13 protein-coding genes and 1 riboswitch are annotated in these 17,869 nt (G+C 36.6%); of the genes, 11 read left to right on the top strand and 2 right to left on the bottom strand.

Translation table 11 applies throughout. The features are described from left to right. Positions 1-14: 14 nt before the first annotated feature. Complete coding sequence (locus DRF59_RS02140; protein ID WP_115956671.1) at positions 15-434, top strand: OsmC family protein; 420 nt, start codon at positions 15-17, stop codon at positions 432-434. Positions 435-505: 71 nt separating this feature from the next. Here the strand turns inward: DRF59_RS02140 and DRF59_RS02135 are convergent, their stop codons facing one another. After that, on the bottom strand, positions 506-3,121 hold the full coding sequence (locus tag DRF59_RS02135; protein ID WP_115956670.1) for an MGH1-like glycoside hydrolase domain-containing protein: 2,616 nt from the start codon (positions 3,119-3,121) through the stop codon (positions 506-508). Positions 3,122-3,308: 187 nt separating this feature from the next. Then, a riboswitch (SAM riboswitch) is annotated at positions 3,309-3,415 on the top strand. A 56-nt stretch (positions 3,416-3,471) separates the two neighbouring features. On the opposite strand from DRF59_RS02135, the gene DRF59_RS02130 reads away from it, so the two are divergent. The 7 genes from DRF59_RS02130 (at position 3,472) to metF (ending at position 13,145) form a co-directional block, all read left to right on the top strand. After that, positions 3,472-4,410, top strand: a complete 939-nt coding sequence (locus DRF59_RS02130) for an alpha/beta fold hydrolase (protein WP_115956669.1) — start codon at positions 3,472-3,474, stop codon at positions 4,408-4,410. 5 nt (positions 4,411-4,415) lie between these two features. Next, a complete protein-coding gene (locus DRF59_RS02125; RefSeq protein ID WP_115956668.1) occupies positions 4,416-5,954 on the top strand; it encodes an ACT domain-containing protein in 1,539 nt (512 codons plus the stop codon). A gap of 147 nt (positions 5,955-6,101) precedes the next feature. Then, positions 6,102-7,262 (top strand): O-succinylhomoserine sulfhydrylase, encoded by a 1,161-nt coding sequence (locus DRF59_RS02120; RefSeq protein ID WP_115956667.1) that lies wholly within the window; start codon positions 6,102-6,104, stop codon positions 7,260-7,262. A gap of 64 nt (positions 7,263-7,326) precedes the next feature. Further along, a complete protein-coding gene (locus DRF59_RS02115; RefSeq protein ID WP_115956666.1) occupies positions 7,327-8,337 on the top strand; it encodes a homocysteine S-methyltransferase family protein in 1,011 nt (336 codons plus the stop codon). A gap of 83 nt (positions 8,338-8,420) precedes the next feature. Further along, positions 8,421-9,512, top strand: a complete 1,092-nt coding sequence (locus tag DRF59_RS02110) for a fatty acid desaturase family protein (RefSeq protein ID WP_115956665.1) — start codon at positions 8,421-8,423, stop codon at positions 9,510-9,512. A gap of 5 nt (positions 9,513-9,517) precedes the next feature. After that, positions 9,518-12,178 carry a methionine synthase gene (metH, locus tag DRF59_RS02105; protein WP_115956664.1) on the top strand — a complete coding sequence of 887 codons (2,661 nt, stop codon included), beginning with the start codon at positions 9,518-9,520 and terminating at the stop codon, positions 12,176-12,178. A gap of 7 nt (positions 12,179-12,185) precedes the next feature. Beyond that, the gene (gene metF / locus DRF59_RS02100; RefSeq protein ID WP_115956663.1) at positions 12,186-13,145 is read left to right on the top strand and encodes a methylenetetrahydrofolate reductase [NAD(P)H]; all 960 of its coding nucleotides are present in this window, start codon (positions 12,186-12,188) and stop codon (positions 13,143-13,145) included. Between the two features lie 51 nt (positions 13,146-13,196). Here the strand turns inward: metF and DRF59_RS02095 are convergent, their stop codons facing one another. Beyond that, positions 13,197-14,351, bottom strand: a complete 1,155-nt coding sequence (locus DRF59_RS02095) for a hypothetical protein (protein WP_115956662.1) — start codon at positions 14,349-14,351, stop codon at positions 13,197-13,199. 102 nt (positions 14,352-14,453) lie between these two features. Here DRF59_RS02095 and folE point away from each other — a divergent pair, with 102 nt between their 5' ends. The 3 genes from folE to cysS all read left to right on the top strand — a co-directional run bounded on the left by folE (position 14,454) and on the right by cysS (position 17,147). Further along, positions 14,454-15,119, top strand: coding sequence for a GTP cyclohydrolase I FolE (folE, locus tag DRF59_RS02090; RefSeq protein ID WP_115956661.1), 666 nt, complete (start codon positions 14,454-14,456; stop codon positions 15,117-15,119). 3 nt (positions 15,120-15,122) lie between these two features. Beyond that, the gene (locus tag DRF59_RS02085; RefSeq protein ID WP_115956660.1) at positions 15,123-15,557 is read left to right on the top strand and encodes a DinB family protein; all 435 of its coding nucleotides are present in this window, start codon (positions 15,123-15,125) and stop codon (positions 15,555-15,557) included. A gap of 123 nt (positions 15,558-15,680) precedes the next feature. Further along, positions 15,681-17,147: a cysteine--tRNA ligase gene (gene cysS / locus DRF59_RS02080; RefSeq protein ID WP_115956659.1), complete on the top strand. Its 1,467-nt coding sequence runs from the start codon at positions 15,681-15,683 to the stop codon at positions 17,145-17,147. The last annotated feature ends 722 nt before the right edge of the window (positions 17,148-17,869 follow it).

Genomic DNA, 17,869 nt, shown 5'->3' with positions numbered 1-17,869 from the left:
AGCAATAAGCAAAAATGAAAATTACTCTTAACAGAATAAACGACGATTTTTTATTTGAATGTACAAATGCCCAGGGAAATTCTATCCTTTTGGACAATACTTCCCAGCCGGGAGCTAAAGGTGTTTCACCAATGGAAAGTGTACTGATGGCAGTAGCCGGCTGTAGCGGAATTGATGTTGTTTCTATTCTAAAGAAGCAGCGTCAGGAAATCAAGAACTTTCAGGCAGAGGTAGAGGGAGAAAGAATTCCTGTGGATGATGCAAAACCTTTTAAATCAATTACAGTGAAATTCCTTTTGGAAGGTGAGATAGATTCCAAGAAGGCATTAAAGGCAGCTCAGCTATCTTTTGAAAAATACTGTTCCGTATCAAAAACATTAGAGCCGAATGTGGAAATCGGATATGAAGTATATGTAAACGGAGAGAAAGTATAGTTTACTGAGTACATATAAAAAAGCCGGATAAATTTATCCGGCTTTTTTATTACTGCTCATTTAATAATTATTTAAAATGTAAGTCTCGGTTTTATAAGCTTTGCCACTGTGGCGGTCCAGCCGGTCTGGTGTGAAGCTCCGACACCGCGTCCGTTATCCCCATGGAAGTATTCAAAAAAAGTAATATAATCTTTAAAGTGTTCGTCATAATTGAACTTCGGATTTCCGCCATTAAATGCCCTCTGCCCGTTTTCATCCTTTAAGAAAATAGAACAGAGTCTTTTGCTGATATTTTGAGCCACTTCATCCAGATTTCTTTTATCCCCGCTTCCTGTCGGAAATTCCACTTTTAGGCTGTTTCCATAATAATAATGGAAACGTTGTAAACTTTCAACGATCAGGAAATTAATAGGAAACCATATAGGGCCCCGCCAGTTACTGTTCCCCCCAAACATTCTGCTGTCACTTTCTGCAGGGGTATAGTAGACTACATTTTCTGTTCCATGAACAGAGAATACAAAAGGATTTTCCTCATACACCTTAGACATTGCGCGGATGCCGTAAGAGCTTAAAAACTCTTTCTCATCAAGCATTCTGGTAAGTACCTTTGTCAGTCTGTTTTTACGAAGGATGCTCATCAGATGTTTTCTGCCATGACCTTCTTCATCCCAATGGGAAACAAGCTTGGTCAGTTCCGGTTTATTTTTCAGGATCCATTCCATTCTTTCCCTGAAGTTAGGCATCTTTTCGAGCAATCTGTGATCAACAATTTCAACAGCAAACATCGGAATTAATCCAACAATGCTTCTTAATCTTAAAGAAACGCTGTCTCCGTTTCCCAGCTGTAATACATCATAGAAGAATCCATCTTCTTCATTCCATAAACCTTTGGTTCCTTCTCCCAGATTCTCCATAGCCTCTGCAATATACAGGTAATGCTCAAAAAACTTAATGGCCATATCTTCGTATACCTGGTAGTATTGGGCAAGTTCCATGGCAATACGCATCATATTCAATGCATACATGGCCATCCAGCTCGTGCCATCTGCCTGTTCCAAATGCTGACCGTCTTTCAAAATCATATTCCGGTCAAAGGCTCCTATATTATCAAGGCCCAGGAATCCTCCACCAAAAATATTTTTACCGTTTTTATCCTTTCTGTTAACCCACCAGGTAAAGTTGAGGAGGAGTTTCTGGAAGACTTTTTCTAAAAATAATAAATCAGGCTTTCCATTATTCTTTTCATCAATTTTAAAAACCCGGAAGCAGGACCATGCATGAACAGGGGGATTCACATCGCTCATATTCCATTCATAAGCGGGCAGCTGCCCGTTAGGATGCATATACCATTCTTTAGTAAGCAGTAAAAGCTGACCCTTTGCGAATTCAGCATCAATAATAGAAAAAGGAACACAGTGAAATGCCAGATCCCATGTAGCGTACCACGGATATTCCCATTTATCAGGCATCGAAATGATATCCTTATTGTGAAGGTGATTCCATTCTGTATTTCTTACATATTCATTAAAATTCCTTGGTGCTTCAAAATTAGGATCTCCCTTCAGCCATTTTCCAATATTATAATGATAAAATTGCTTATTCCACAGCAGCCCTGCAAAAGCCTGTCTCTGAACATTTCTTTCATCTTCATTCGTTGTATCACTTTGAATTTCATCATAAAACTCTTCAGCTTCAGCTATTCTGGTGTTGAATATTTCATCAAATCCATCAAAGGGTTCATCCATCTCATCAGGACATAGCCGGAATTCAAAAGATCTGGACTGTCCGCACCCGATAAGTTCATCAATCAGGAAAGAAGCTTTAGTACCTCTTTTATCAGGATTTACAGTTTCACCACGATAAATAATGAAATCATTGATCCCATCCTTGAAGTAGGTGTTCTCAGCTTTAGGTGCACCATACAGCTTTGAAGTATTGGTTTCATTTTCACAAAATACACTTTGTGCATTTGTATTTTTGGAATAGAACTTTTTGATTGAAATGCTGTCATGCCCAATAGTAATACTTCCGTCATGAGAAGCACTCAGCTCTGCCTTATAGGTATTATATCCCCATTTCCAGTTGTTTCTGAACCATACCGTAGGTGCCACTACAATAGGGGCATCATGCCGGCTTCGGTTACATATAGTCACTCTGGCCAGAATATCATTGTGATCAGCCTTACAGTATTCGATAAAAATATCGAAATATTCATCATTGTCAAAAATCCCCGTATCAAAGATCTCATATTCAGGTTCCTTTTTGCTGCGTTTTCCATTCTCAATAAGGATATCATCATAAGGGAATTCATTAATCGGATATTTATATACCATCTTCATATAGCTATGAGTAGGAGTATTATCCAGATAATAAAAGATTTCTTTGATGTCTTCACCATGATTTCCCTGAGGATTGCTCAATCCGAAAAATCGTTCTTTTACCATTTTATCTTTCTTATTCCAGAACGAAAAGGCAAAACATAAAAGCTGCTTCACATCTGAAATCCCGGCAATACCTTCTTCTCCCCACCGGTAAGCATAGCTTTCCGCATTATTATGGTTGGTATAATTCCATGCATTGCCATTCGGGCTGTAATCTTCACGTACATTTCCCCACTGCCGGTTGCTTACATATGGTCCCCAGGTTTTCCATTTGGTATCTTGTAATCTATCTTTTTCAGCGGTCATAATGTAATCATTTTCTATACGAAGTTAGTTTTTTTGAGAAAAAGTTCCAATTCTTTCCATCTGAACAATACTTAATACAGGCTGTATCTCCTTTTATTTATAGGCTTTTTAAAATATTAAATTATTTTTTTTTGAAATTAAAAGAAAAGAACTACCTTTGCACCATTCGTTCATTCAAATATTGAAAATGTTATCAAGAAAGGTTGAGGGATTAGACCCTATGAAACCTTAGCAACCCTTTGCGCAAGCAAAGAAGGTGCTACGTTCTACCAAATAATTTTGGACAGATAACTTACTGAAGTTCTTCAGCCATTTCCTGTGGCATTTTCAATTGTATTAAAATAATAGAATTGAAAACAGAACTTAACTATATAAATTTTTCGTATCATACCCATTCCGGTAAGGAATATAATATCCCGTTAAGCTACCAGCTTTTTGGGAAAGATCTGTTTACGGCTCCCGTCATTCTTATCAATCATGCACTTACAGGAAACTCAAATGTGGCCGGAGAAAAAGGCTGGTGGAAGCAATTGGCAGGAGAAAATCAGATTATTGACACAAATAATTTTACAGTTCTGTGTTTCAATATACCCGGAAACGGTTATGACGGTTTTTTAATTGAAGAATATGAAGACTTTACTCCTTCAGATATTGCAGCAATTTTTCTGAAAGGGCTTGAAGCCTTACATATCAAAAACGTATATGCCATTATAGGGGGCTCTCTGGGAGGAGGAATTGCCTGGGAAATGCTGGCTCTGAAACCGGATCTTGCAGAAATATTTATACCTATAGCCTGTGATTACAGAACGCATGACTGGCTTCATGCCCAATGTCTGGTTCAGAAATTTTTATTGAATGATAAAGATGAGCCAGTGCAAAAAGCAAGAATTCATGCCATGTTGTGCTACAGAACCCCACAGTCACTCAATAACAGATTTCAAAACCAATATAATCAGGAAAAACAATGCCTGAAATCAGAAGACTGGCTGTTTTATCATGGTAAAACATTAAACGATAGATTTAGTTTAAAAGCCTACAGGTTGATGAACCATCTTTTGATGAATATTAATGCTGATGAAACAGATTTGGAGAAAATAGAAGCACGAATGCACATGATCTCCGTAGATACAGACTTATTTTTTCCGGCATCTGAAATCCGAATGTGTTTTGACAATCTGAAAGCGAAAAATAAGAATGTTTCTTATCATGAGATCCAATCTATACATGGGCATGACGCCTTCCTAATGGAATATCAACAATTAAATAATATCATAAAAAACATTTTGTAGAAGTAATGAAAAATGCTAACGAAATAAAATTTTTAAAGAACAGATCAATTGTCAAATTTGAAGGGGAAGATTTCTTAGGTGAAATTGGGATTGACGGCCGAATTTTTAAAGCGCTTACTTTAGCACGCATCAGTGTCGGAGTAATCTCCCAGCAAGCCATAGAAAATGGAATTTCCATATTGGTACACGAGAATGATGCAGAAAAAGCAGTATCATGTCTTATTGATGAATTTGAAGAAGAAAGAAAATCGGGAAAAGTTTCCCAGATATATAGTATCAATAATGTTTCTGTTATCGGGTTTGTAGCAGAAGATTATAATAAAGTTTTTGCCGAACTGGCCAGAAACAATGTTTTTCCATTACTTTTAAATCAGGTATCCGGCGAAAACAGAGTAAATATTGTAGTAACTTCATCACAGGATGAAAAAACCAGAAATATCATAGAATCTGAAATTTTCAAGAAGCCGAAGACCGTTCATCTGGCTATTATAGGTCATGGGAACGTTGGGAAAACACTTATAGAACAGGTGTTGGAATCTTCAGAAGAAATTAAAAGAAGGAAAAAAATTGACCTTAAAGTAGTTGCTGTTGCCAATTCAAAGAAAATAGCTTTCAACAAAAAAGGTTTTGATAACAACTGGAGTGATGAAGTGGTTACTGCAGAGAATCCTTCCAATGTTGAAGAATTAATCAACTTTTCAAAAGAGAATCAATTGGAAAACCTTATCGTTGTCGATAATACAGCCAGTAAAGATTTTGTTAAAAACTATCATGCATTGGCAGAAAATGGTTTTGACCTCGTGTCTTCCAATAAGATTTTTAATACTCTTCCAATCGAAGAATACCGTAAACTAAGATATACGTTGAACAAAAATAACAGACGTTATCTGTACGAAACCAATGTAGGTGCAGGTCTCCCATTAATTGATACCATCAAATTACTCCATCTTTCCGGAGAAAATATTACAAGAATCAAAGGCGTTTTTTCAGGAACATTAAGCTATGTTTTCAATAATTTTTCTTTGAGAGAAGATAAATTTTCAACCATTATCAATGAAGCTCTCGAAAAGGGGTATACAGAACCGGATCCAAGAGAAGACTTATCAGGAAATGATGTTGCAAGGAAATTATTAATCCTGGCAAGAGAACTGGATTTAATTAATGAATTTGAAGATATCAATATTCAAAACCTGGTTCCGGAAAGTTTACTTTCAGTTTCAAAATCAGAATTCCTTTCGAGACTTGAAGAATTGGATGAAGAATACAAAAAAATAAAAGAAAGTCAGGAACCGGGTCATGTATTAAGATATGTTGGAGATTTACATGGAGATTTACAGAAAGACAAAGGAGAATTGGATGTAAAGCTGGTCTCCGTTCCTGCAACTTCAGCATTGGGGCAGCTAAAAGGCTCAGATTCAATCTTCGAAATCTACACCGAAAGCTATGGGGAGAACCCTATTGTTATTATGGGAGCCGGTGCCGGAGCACAGGTAACTGCAAGAGGAGTATTCGGGGATATTTTAAGAGTAAGTGAAACTAAATAATATTTAATGTAACAATCTAATAATGTAACGGTTTACCAGTGATGAGTATTATCTTCTGAGTATAAACTGAATGTTTACAAACGTGATTTATTAAGAATCTCATTGTTACACTATTAGATTGATGCATTGTTAAATTAATTAAACTATATGGAAAATTTCGAAACATCAGCAATAAGAACCCAGACTGAAAGAACTCAGTTTGATGAACATTCCACACCATTATACCTTACGTCCAGTTTTATTTTCCAGGATGCCGAGGATATGAGAGCAAGTTTTGCAGAAGAAAAACCTAAAAACCTTTACAGCCGCTTTTCCAATCCGAATGTATCTGAATTTACAGAAAAGATAGCAAAAATGGAAGGAGCGGAAGCAGGATATGCATTTGCAACAGGAATGGCAGCTATTTATTCAACATTTGCAGCATTATTAAGTGCAGGAGACCATATCGTAAGCTGCCAGTCAGTATTTGGCTCTACCCACACGTTATTTACCAAATATTTTCCAAAATGGAATATTGATACTACTTATTTTAAAGCTGAAGATGCTGAAAATGTAGAAGAATATATTAAACCTAATACAAAGATCTTATACCTTGAAACCCCTACCAATCCCGCAATTGAGATCCTGGACCTGGAGTTTTTCGGGCAGATTGCTAAAAAACATAATCTGATCTTTATTGTAGATAACTGTTTTGCAACACCTTATCTTCAGCAACCTGTCAAGTATGGTGCAGATGTTGTTGTACATTCTGCAACGAAGCTGATCGATGGACAGGGAAGAGTACTGGGTGGAATTGCAGTAGGAAAAGCGGACCTGATCAGGGAAATATACCTTTTTGCAAGAAATACAGGTCCTGCATTATCGCCCTTCAATGCCTGGGTGTTATCAAAAAGCCTGGAAACATTAGCCATACGTGTAGAAAAACATTGTGAAAATGCATTAAAGGTTGCCAGGTTCCTGGAAAGTCATCCGAAAGTAGAGTTGGTAAAGTATCCCTTTCTGAAATCTCACCCAGGTTATGAAGTTGCAAAAAAACAAATGAAGCTTGGGGGGAATATCGTTGCATTTGAAATTAAAGGAGGAATAGAAGGTGGGAGAAATTTCCTTGATAAGATACAAATGTGTTCGCTTTCTGCAAACCTTGGTGATACAAGAACAATTGTTACACATCCGGCATCTACTACACACTCCAAGCTTTCAGACGAAGAAAGAAATGAAGTAGGTATTACAGCAGGATTGGTTCGTTGTTCAGTAGGTTTAGAAAATGTAGATGATATCATCGCAGATCTGGAACAAGCCTTAGATTAATTACAAAGAGATCTGCAAAGACAGGACAAAATCCTGTCAGTATCACTCAAAAACTATAAAAGAGATGACAAATATAGAATCACTAAACAAAGCCCTTAAAGAACGTATCCTTATCCTGGATGGAGCTATGGGAACAATGCTTCAGCGGTATAGGTTTGAAGAAGAAGATTACCGCGGTGAACGTTTTAAAGATTGGAATCATCCGGTAAAAGGGAATAATGATCTTCTTTCCCTGACACAGCCTCAGGCAATTGAAGAAGTTCATAAAAAATATCTGGAAGCAGGAGCTGATATTATTGAAACCAATACGTTTTCAGGAACTACAATTGCAATGGCAGACTATCATATGGAGGACCTGGTTTATGAATTGAATTATGAGTCTGCGAAAATTGCAAGAAAAGCCTGTGACGAATATACCGCTAAGAATCCTGATAAACCGAGATTCGTAGCAGGATCCATAGGTCCAACCAACAGAACGGCAAGCTTAAGTCCGGATGTCAATGATCCGGGATACAGAGCAATCACTTTTGAAGAATTGAGAGTAGCTTACAAACAACAGTGTGAGGCATTGTTAGATGGGGGTGCAGATATACTGCTGGTAGAAACAATTTTTGATACATTAAACGCTAAAGCTGCTTTATTTGCTATTGATGAACTCCAGGAAGAAAGAGGTATCAAGATTCCGATTATGGTTTCAGGAACCATTACAGATGCTTCAGGAAGAACATTAAGCGGACAAACAGCGGAAGCATTCCTGATATCTGTTTCTCATCTGGATCTGTTAAGTGTTGGATTTAACTGCGCATTGGGAGCAGATCAATTGACACCTTACCTTGAAACATTGGCCCATAATTCGGAATTTTATGTTTCCGCATACCCGAATGCCGGTTTACCGAATGCCTTCGGAAAATATGACGAAACTCCTGAGGATATGGCCAGACAGATCAAAGAATATGTGGAAAAAGGCTTGATTAATATTATCGGGGGATGTTGTGGGACAACTCCGGAACATATTAAAGCAATTGCAAATCTGGTGGAAAACTATCCGCCAAGGAAATTGAAAGAATTTGTGTGATTTAATAGATTTTTTTAATTAAAATCAAGAATGGGGGCTGGGTTATAAATATTATCTTTAAATAAACCACAAAATTTAATATAATGGAAAAGCCAAGTTACTTTAAAGATTCAGATGATGCCAAACTGTTTAATGAACTGAGAAAGAAAGTGAACCAGAGAGTAGAAGCAATTCCTGAAAACAGGGATATTTATATTCAGATCAAAGCTGTTCTTCTGCCTTTGATTTATATAGGTTTATATGCTGTAGCTATACTGAATGCTGAAAGACCCTGGGTTTACATACTGAGTTTTGTTTCTATGGGAATCTTCCTTGTTTTAATTTATTTAAATCTGATTCATGAAGCAGCACATAATAATATTTATAAAAGTAAAAAACTGAATGGATTGGTTTTGTACATTTTTGATTTTGTAGGTGCTAATTCTTACATCTGGAAAAAACGACATATTGCAAGTCATCATGCATATCCTAATGTTGACGGCTGGGACACTGATATTGAGCAAAGCGGTTTGCTTTTAATAGTGCCCTGGATCAAAGCAAAAGGAATTCAAAAATATCAGCATAGGTTTTTTTTTCTTGTATATCCGTTATATCTGTTTAACTGGATGTTTATCAGAGATTTCAGGGATTTCTTTGATAAGGAAAGGGTGATTTTAAAAACACAGGGAAAAATACCGGTAATAGAAAAAGTGAAAATGGTATGTTATAAACTTTTTTACTTCTTTTATCAGATTGTGATTCCTGTGATGTTCTTTAAAGTATCAATAGGATTAGCATTGGGAGCATGGTTTTTACAGGTAATTTCAGCAAGTATTTTTGCATTGTTTGTTTTATTGCCTCTGCATCCCCTTCCTGATAATGCCTTTCCAAAATTAGATGAAAAGAATGGTCTTCCGTTCAGCTGGCTTCGTCACCAATTGGAGGTCACCAATGACTTAAAAGAAAATAATTGGTTTGTAAGGAATGTGCTTGGAAACTTTAATTTCCATGTGGCCCATCATTTATTTCCAAACTACAGCTATATGTATTACAATGAGATCACAGAAGAAATTGAAGAATTTGCAAAAGAATATGGCTTAGCATATAAAAGATTTCCACTGTTGACGGCATTAAGTAAGCATAGAGATTTATTGAGGCAGAATGCAAATAATGCCTACTATATTTTAGAAGAATAAAATCAATGAAGTATTTAAGATTATCAGGCCTTGAGCCTCTTATCATAACACCGGAAAGTAATTTTATCAATGTTGGTGAAAGAACCAATGTTGCCGGTTCTAAAAAATTTTTAAGACTAATAAAGGAAGAAAAATTCCCCGAAGCATTAGATATTGCCCGGCACCAGGTAGAAGGAGGTGCACAGATATTGGATGTTAACTTTGATGACGGGCTGATAGATGGGAAAGCTTCTATGATTAAATTTTTGAATTTAATTGCTTCCGAGCCTGATATTGCAAGAATTCCGGTCATGGTAGACTCTTCCAAATGGGAAATTCTGGAAGCAGGACTTCAGGTAGCACAGGGGAAATGTGTAGTAAACTCTATCAGTCTGAAAGGAGGAGAAGAAGAATTTGTCAAACAGGCCAAGACCATTAAAAGATACGGTGCTGCAGTTATTGTAATGGCATTTGATGAGGTAGGGCAGGCAGACAATCTTGAACGAAGAATTGAGATTTCAAAACGCTCTTATGATATCCTGGTGAATCAGGTTGGGTTTCCGGCTGAAGATATCATTTTTGATTTAAATATTTTTCCGGTCGCTACAGGAATGGATGAGCACAGAAGAAACGCTATTGATTTCATAGAGGCAACACGTTGGGTAAGAACTAATCTTCCTTATGTATCAGTGAGCGGGGGAGTAAGCAATGTATCATTTTCATTCCGTGGAAATGATACTGTAAGAGAAGCAATGCACTCCGTTTTCCTTTATCATGCTATTCAGGCAGGAATGAATATTGGAATTGTAAACCCGGCAATGCTTGAAGTATATGATGAAATTAATAAAGAGCTGCTGGAACTTGTAGAGGATGTAATTCTGGATAGAAGAGAAGATGCCACAGAAAGGCTTCTTGAGTATTCTGAGAAGCATAAATCCGTAAAAAAAGAAAAGACTGAAGATTTAGAATGGAGAAATCTTCCTTTACAGGAAAGAATTACTCATGCATTGGTTAAAGGAATAGACCGTTTTATAGAAGAAGATGTTGAAGAAGCAAGACAATTAGCTGAAAAACCACTCCATGTCATTGAGATTAATCTTATGACCGGAATGGGAGTGGTAGGGGATTTATTCGGAAGTGGAAAAATGTTCTTACCGCAGGTTGTAAAATCCGCAAGAGTTATGAAAAAAGCAGTTGCATACCTACAACCTTACATAGAAGCTGAAAAAGACAGTTCAAAGCCTGCTAACGGAAAAATTCTGATGGCTACGGTAAAAGGAGACGTTCATGATATCGGTAAAAATATTGTAAGTGTTGTTCTTGGATGTAATAATTATGAAATTGTTGATCTTGGGGTAATGGTTCCTGCCGAAAAAATAATCCAGACAGCGATTGAAGAAAACGTAGATGTAATCGGATTAAGCGGATTAATTACGCCAAGTTTGGATGAAATGGTCTACATCGCTTCCGAATTAGAACGGCAAAATCTTGATTTTCCCCTCCTGATCGGTGGAGCAACAACATCCAAAGCGCATACTGCAGTGAAAATTGATCTAAAATATAAAAATGCAGTGGTTCACGTTAATGATGCCTCTAGAGCCGTAAACGTCGTAAGCTCATTATTGGGAGACAGAAATAAAGAATATGTTTCTGAATTGAAAAACGACTATTCGGATTTCAGAGAAAAGTTCCTGAACAGACAGGTAGATAAAGATTATGTTTCCATTGAAGAGGCAAGAGAAAATCGGTTAAAAATTGATTGGGAAAACGAAAATATCTTTGCACCGAACAACCTGGGGATAACTGTAATCGAAAATCAGGATTTAAGAGAACTGTTGCCTTTCATAGACTGGTCTCCATTCTTCAGAAGTTGGGATCTTCATGGGAAATATCCGAATATTTTGGAAGATGAGGTTGTAGGGGTGCAGGCGAAGGAACTCTTTAAAGATGCACAGGTTATTTTAAATAGAATTCTGGACGAAAAACTATTAACAGCAAAAGCTGTCTTTGGAATTTTCAAAGCTAATTCCAATGAAACCGATGATATCCTGATTTTTGATGAAAATAATGAAGAGCAAGCCAAATTTTTAACCCTAAGGCAACAGGCTCAAAGATCAAAAGGAAAAGATTATCTGGCACTAAGCGACTTTATTGCTCCGCAAATTTCGGGAAAGACTGATTATGTAGGAGCATTCTGTGTTACGACAGGTTTCGGAACCGATGAGTTGGCAGAAGAATACGAAAAAGCCAATGATGATTACAATGCTATTATGGTAAAAGCATTGGCAGACCGTTTTGCAGAAGCTTATGCCGAGTTTTTACATAAAAAAGTAAGAACAGAATATTGGGGATACGCTGTTCAGGAAAACCTAAGTAACGAGGAACTTATTGCCGAAAAATACAAAGGAATTCGTCCGGCACCGGGTTATCCGGCTTGTCCCGACCATTTGGAAAAGAGAACAATCTGGGATCTTTTGAAAGTAGAAGAGAATACAGGGGTTTATCTCACTGAAAGCTTAGCAATGTTTCCGACAGCGTCAGTCTCAGGATACTATTTCGGAAGCCCGCACGCAAAATATTTTGGTTTAGGAAAAATTACAGAGGATCAGCTTAATGATTATGCTGCAAGAAGAGGCTGCAGTATTCAGGAAGCAAGAAAATGGTTGTCACCAAATTTAGCAGATTAAAATTGATATGAAGATAACAGAACACATTAAAAATGCAAATGGAAAAACTTTATTTTCTTTAGAAGTTGTTCCGCCACAGAAAGGAATTGGGATTGAGGACCTCTATACGAATATAGATCCACTGATGGAATTCAAACCGCCATTCATTGATGTTACCACTTCAAGAGAAGAATATATTTATATTGATAAAGGTAATGGGCTGATGGAGCGTCGTATTACAAGAATGCGTCCCGGAACCCTGGGAATCTGTGCTGCCATTCAGCACAAATATAATGTAGATACAGTGCCGCATCTATTGTGTGGAGGTTTTACCAAAGAAGAAACAGAATATCTTTTGGTAGATTGTATGTATCTGGGTATTGATAATGTGATGGCATTACGGGGAGATGCAATGAAAGGACATCAGTATTTCGAGCCTACACAAGGAGGGCATGCAAGCGCTATGGATCTTGTAAATCAGATTAACGATTTGGGAAGAGGAAAATATCTTCATAACGAAGAACAGGTATGTGATGAGCTTAACAAATTTTGCATCGGAGTCGCCGGATACCCTGAAAAGCATATGGAGGCCCCTTCAATGAATTATGACCTGAAGTGGCTGAAGCAAAAAGTAGATGCCGGAGCAGATTATATTGTGACTCAAATGTTCTTTGACAATAAAAAGTATATTGAATTCGTTCAGAAAGCAAGAGAAATAGGAATAACTGTTCCAATCATTCCGGGAATAAAACCAATAGCTACAAAAAAGCATTTGAAAATCCTGCCACAGGTATTCAAGATAGATCTTCCCGAAGAACTTATCAATGAAGTGGAAAATGCCAAAAATAATGAAGCTGTTAAACAGATCGGTATTGAGTGGGCAATCACCCAATGTAAAGAACTTCTCGATTTTGGAGTTCCTGTTTTACATTTTTATTCCATGGGAAAGAGCGATAATATTAAAAAAGTAGCCGGAGAGCTATTCTAATAAAAGTACCAAAAATGAAGAACCCCCTGCCTGATATGGCAGGGCTTTTATTTAAAGGACAGGAGGATGTCGCTCAAACGGTTTATTTCTGTCAAATAAATAGCGGTACGTAGCTAATTTTCTTGTAACCTTTGTATCAAGAGTTTCTGCAATCTTGATCATTTTAGGGTTGAAATCGCCAATCCATTGAAGCTCCGTAATGGTAAAGTCTGTATGCTTTCGTAAATGCTGCGTACCTTCCCATATCATATAACCGTCAATGCCTTTCTTTTGCCATTCCGGTATGACACCAAACACCAATCCTACCATTTTGTTATTCTTTTTAAACCGTTTTAGCCATAAAAGCTTAAATTTTTCAAATATTCCAAATTTTCCGTTTAAATATTTAAACCATTGGTTCAGGTCAGGAAGGTTGATCCACATGGCAATAGGTTTTTCATTTTCATACACAAACCATGAAATATGTTCGTTGATAATTGGCTTCATGGTTTTAAACATTTTTAAAACCTTATTCTCTTCAAGATATTTTCCTTCACCATGAGAGGCCCATGCCTTATTATAAACTTCTGTAAAATCTCTGGCAAACTTTTCCAGGTTGTTTTTTTTCATAGGCAATGCAGAAATAGCAGGGTTCCGTTTATTTCTTTCATAAGCGATTGTAAAAACCCTTGAAACTTCGGCAAAAATCGGCCTTGTAAAACAAAGCTGTTCAAAATAAATCTGAAAACCATAACTTTCAAATAATTCTTTATAATAAGGAAAGTTGTAATTCATTGCAAACAAAGGTTCGATAAAGCCTTCGATCAGAAGTCCCCAGAATTTATCACGTTCGCCAAAATTGATGGGACCATCCATTGCCTCCATTCCTTTTTTCTGAAGCCAGTTTTTACAATGGTCAAAAATAAAATTAGCTGTTTCCTGATCATGGATACAGTCAAAGAAACCAATTCCCCCCGTAGGTTGTTCCTGCTGATAACAGCTGCTGATAAAAACAGCTACTTTTCCTACTGTTTTATTATTTTTCTTAAACAGGAACCTTTTGCATTCTCCTTCTCTGAAGAATTTATTTTTTTCAGGATCAAAAATATCTTCAATATGCTGATCTAATGGACGGATATAATTTTTGTCGTGTTGATAGAGTCTTGCAGGGAATTCTAAAAATTCCTTTCTCTGGTATTTGTCTTGTACTTCTTCGACAATAATCATAGGCTTTTTAATCAGAATAGGTTATAAAAAGATAATGTTTTTCATCTTAATTGAAATAGATGAACAAATATTATCCGTATTTTTGTTGCAAATTAAATAAAAATGGTTGATTTTACTGATAACGACGATGATATTTTCACTGGAAAAGAACATACGCCTATAAGGAAAGATGCTTTTGATAAATCGCCACAGGAAAAAATAGAAAAAATAACTGAGCTTTTTGGAGAAATTATGGAAACACTTGGTCTGGACATGACTGATGACTCCTTGAAAGACTCTCCAAAGCGTGTTGCAAAAATGTATGTGAATGAAATTTTCGGAGGACTTCTGCCTGAAAACAAACCGGGAATTTCTACTTTTTCCAATAAGTATAAATACCGCCAGATGTTGGTGGAAAAAGATATTACCGTATATTCTTTTTGTGAACATCACTTCTTACCTATTATAGGAAGAGCACATGTAGCTTATATTTCTAACGGGGAAGTAATTGGCCTTTCAAAAATTAACAGGATTGTTGATTATTATGCAAAAAGACCGCAGGTTCAGGAGAGACTTACCATGCAGATTGTAGATGCATTGAAAGAAGCATTGGGAACAAAAGATGTAGCCTGCATTATTGACGCAAAACATCTATGTGTAAATTGCAGAGGTATTAAAGATACAGCGAGTTCTACTATTACAGCAGAATTAAGTGGAATCTTCAGAACAAACCCTATCACAAGACAGGAATTTCTGCATTATGTAGGAAGTCATGCAAAATTAGACTAGCCAATGAACTACCAGTTCCTTAAGAATATTATCGATGCAGAGGTTCATCGGTTCCGGACAATTTCTGAAGAAGAATGGAATTACAAGGCTACACCTGAAAAATGGTCAAAAAAAGAAATTATTGGCCACCTGTGTGACAGTGCTTTTACAAATATCCGTAGATTTGTAGTCACTCAATATAAAGAGAACGAGAATATCGTCTACGATCAGAACATTTGGGTAAAAGCCCAGAACTATCAGAATATTCCGGTTGCTGAAGTGATTAATCTTTGGAAAGTATTGAATTACCAGATTGTCCATATTGTAGAAAATATTCCCGATGAAGCAATGCAAAGAACCTGTGATACTACCAAAACAGAATTTCAAAAAAGATTTACTTTGGAATTTATCATTAAGGATTATGTAGATCATTTGCAGCATCACTTAGAAGCGATTTAATGATGATAAAATTTAAAAAAGTTTCAGATAAAATTTATATCACGACAATTATTTGTTGTGACAGATTTTTATTTTAACTAATTTTTGAATCTTAAAACTATTGAATCTTTTAATAAAAAATAAATGCAGCTAAAAATATATAACTCCCTTACAGCGGAAAAAGAAATATTCAAACCAATCCTAGAAGGAAACGTAGGAATGTATGTCTGTGGACCCACAGTATACAGTAATGTACACTTGGGGAATGTAAGAACTTTCCTTTCCTTTGACTTTATCTATCGTACCCTGATGCATTTAGGGTATAAAGTAAGATATGTTAGAAATATTACTGATGCCGGACATCTTACCGATGATGGAAATGTTGATAATGACAGATTTGTAAAGCAAACCAGGCTTGAAAAGCTTGAACCTATGGAAATTGTACAGAAATATACTGTGGATTTTCATAAAGTACTGGATATGTTCAACCTGTTACCTCCGAATATTGAACCTACAGCTACAGGACATATTGTAGAACAGATTGAGCTTACTCAGAAATTAATAGATACAGGTTTTGCCTACGAAAGCAACGGTTCTGTATATTTTGATGTTTTAGAATATAATAAAAGGGGACTGAACTACGGTGAACTCTCAAAACGTAATATAGAAGAACTTTTTGCTAATACCCGTGATCTTGACGGGCAGGGAGAAAAGAAGAATCCACAGGATTTTGCCCTTTGGAAAAAAGCTTCTCCGGCTCACATCATGAGATGGAATTCTCCTTGGGGAGAAGGTTTCCCGGGATGGCACCTCGAATGTACAGCCATGAGTACTAAATATCTGGGTGAAACTTTTGATATCCATGGAGGAGGAATGGATTTGAAATTTCCTCACCACGAATGTGAAATTGCCCAGGGAAAAGCTTGCAATGGAGCAGCACCGGTACATTATTGGATGCATGCCAATATGTTAACAATGAATTCTCAGCGCATGAGTAAATCCACTGGGAATTATATCCTTCCAATGCAGCTTGTTACCGGAGAAAATGATTTCTTTGAAAAATCTTTTCATCCTTCAATTGTACGTTTCTGCTTTCTTCAGGCACATTACAGAAGTGTTTTAGACATTTCCAATGATGCTATGATTGCCAGTGAAAAGGGATTTCTCAGATTGATGGAAGCTGTGAAGGTTTTAAATTCCATTACTCCTGATGATAATAGGCAATCAGAATTCAGCCTTATAGAATGGAAGAAAAAATGCTATGATGCATTAACAGATGATTTCAACTCTCCAATTCTGATCGCTCACTTATTTGAAGCTGTAAAATATATTTTTGCTTTGAATGATGGTAAAGAAACGATCTCAACAGCAGATCTTGAAGAGCTAAAGTCAACATTAAATGCTTTTATCTTCGATGTTCTGGGATTGCAGACTGTAGAGGAAAACAACAATGAAAAGCTTGATCAGACCTTAAAAGTTTTAATTGAATTGAGAAACCAGGCAAGAAAATCCAAAAACTTTGAACTTTCAGATCAGATCAGAGATAAACTTCTTGCAGAAGGAATCGAATTAAAAGACGGAAGAGATGGGACATCTTATGTTCTGAACTAAAATATAACTTCACATATACCATTCCGTAGGAGCCGCATAATAGTACTCTTACGGAATGTTTTTTTATCAGCAGGAAAAATATCCTATACCACTAATATATCAGGAGCTATATCCTGCTATCCATTCATACTCCTGGCGCCCTTCTTTTGGTGCTGGCTGCTGATCTTCCTCCGCGTGCTTCGGGGTAACCATTTCTGTCAGGGCTAAGATGGATTATAGTTAATAAATTTCACGGCTGGAAACATTTCTATATAAAGACACCACCTTTCCCCAGTATTTTTCCATCCTCCAACTCTTCGACCTCACTACTCAAACATTTGTTTAAAATTTTTCTCACTTTGTTTCAGGATGTTATGGTTAAATATGAACAAAAGGTCAATTTTAAGTTAAATAAACTTGTTTTGCGTTATGATAAGTTGTTATCTTTGCCCCACTGAAAACGAGAGTAGGTCAGTAAGCGCAGAAGGCTTTTAAAAAGCAGGGACAATATTTACTTCAGGGTGACAGACGAAAAAAAAACTTTCAAAACTTTTTGTAAAAAGAGTTGTGGGAATAAAAAGAGTTTGTATCTTTGCAGTCCGAATAAATCGGAGCGCAGGAGTAGGGTGATAAGGTGTTGAGAAGGATTTAAGGTTACTTAAAAAACTTTAAAATTTTCTTCAAAAACATTTGGTCATTAAAAAATAAAGTTTTACTTTTGCACTCGCAAATACGGAGCGACA

Origin of the sequence: Chryseobacterium flavum, from assembly GCF_003385595.1 — a bacterium.
Classification (GTDB): Bacteria; Bacteroidota; Bacteroidia; order Flavobacteriales; family Weeksellaceae; genus Chryseobacterium; species Chryseobacterium flavum.
This window is presented reverse-complemented; position numbering and strand designations above follow the sequence as displayed.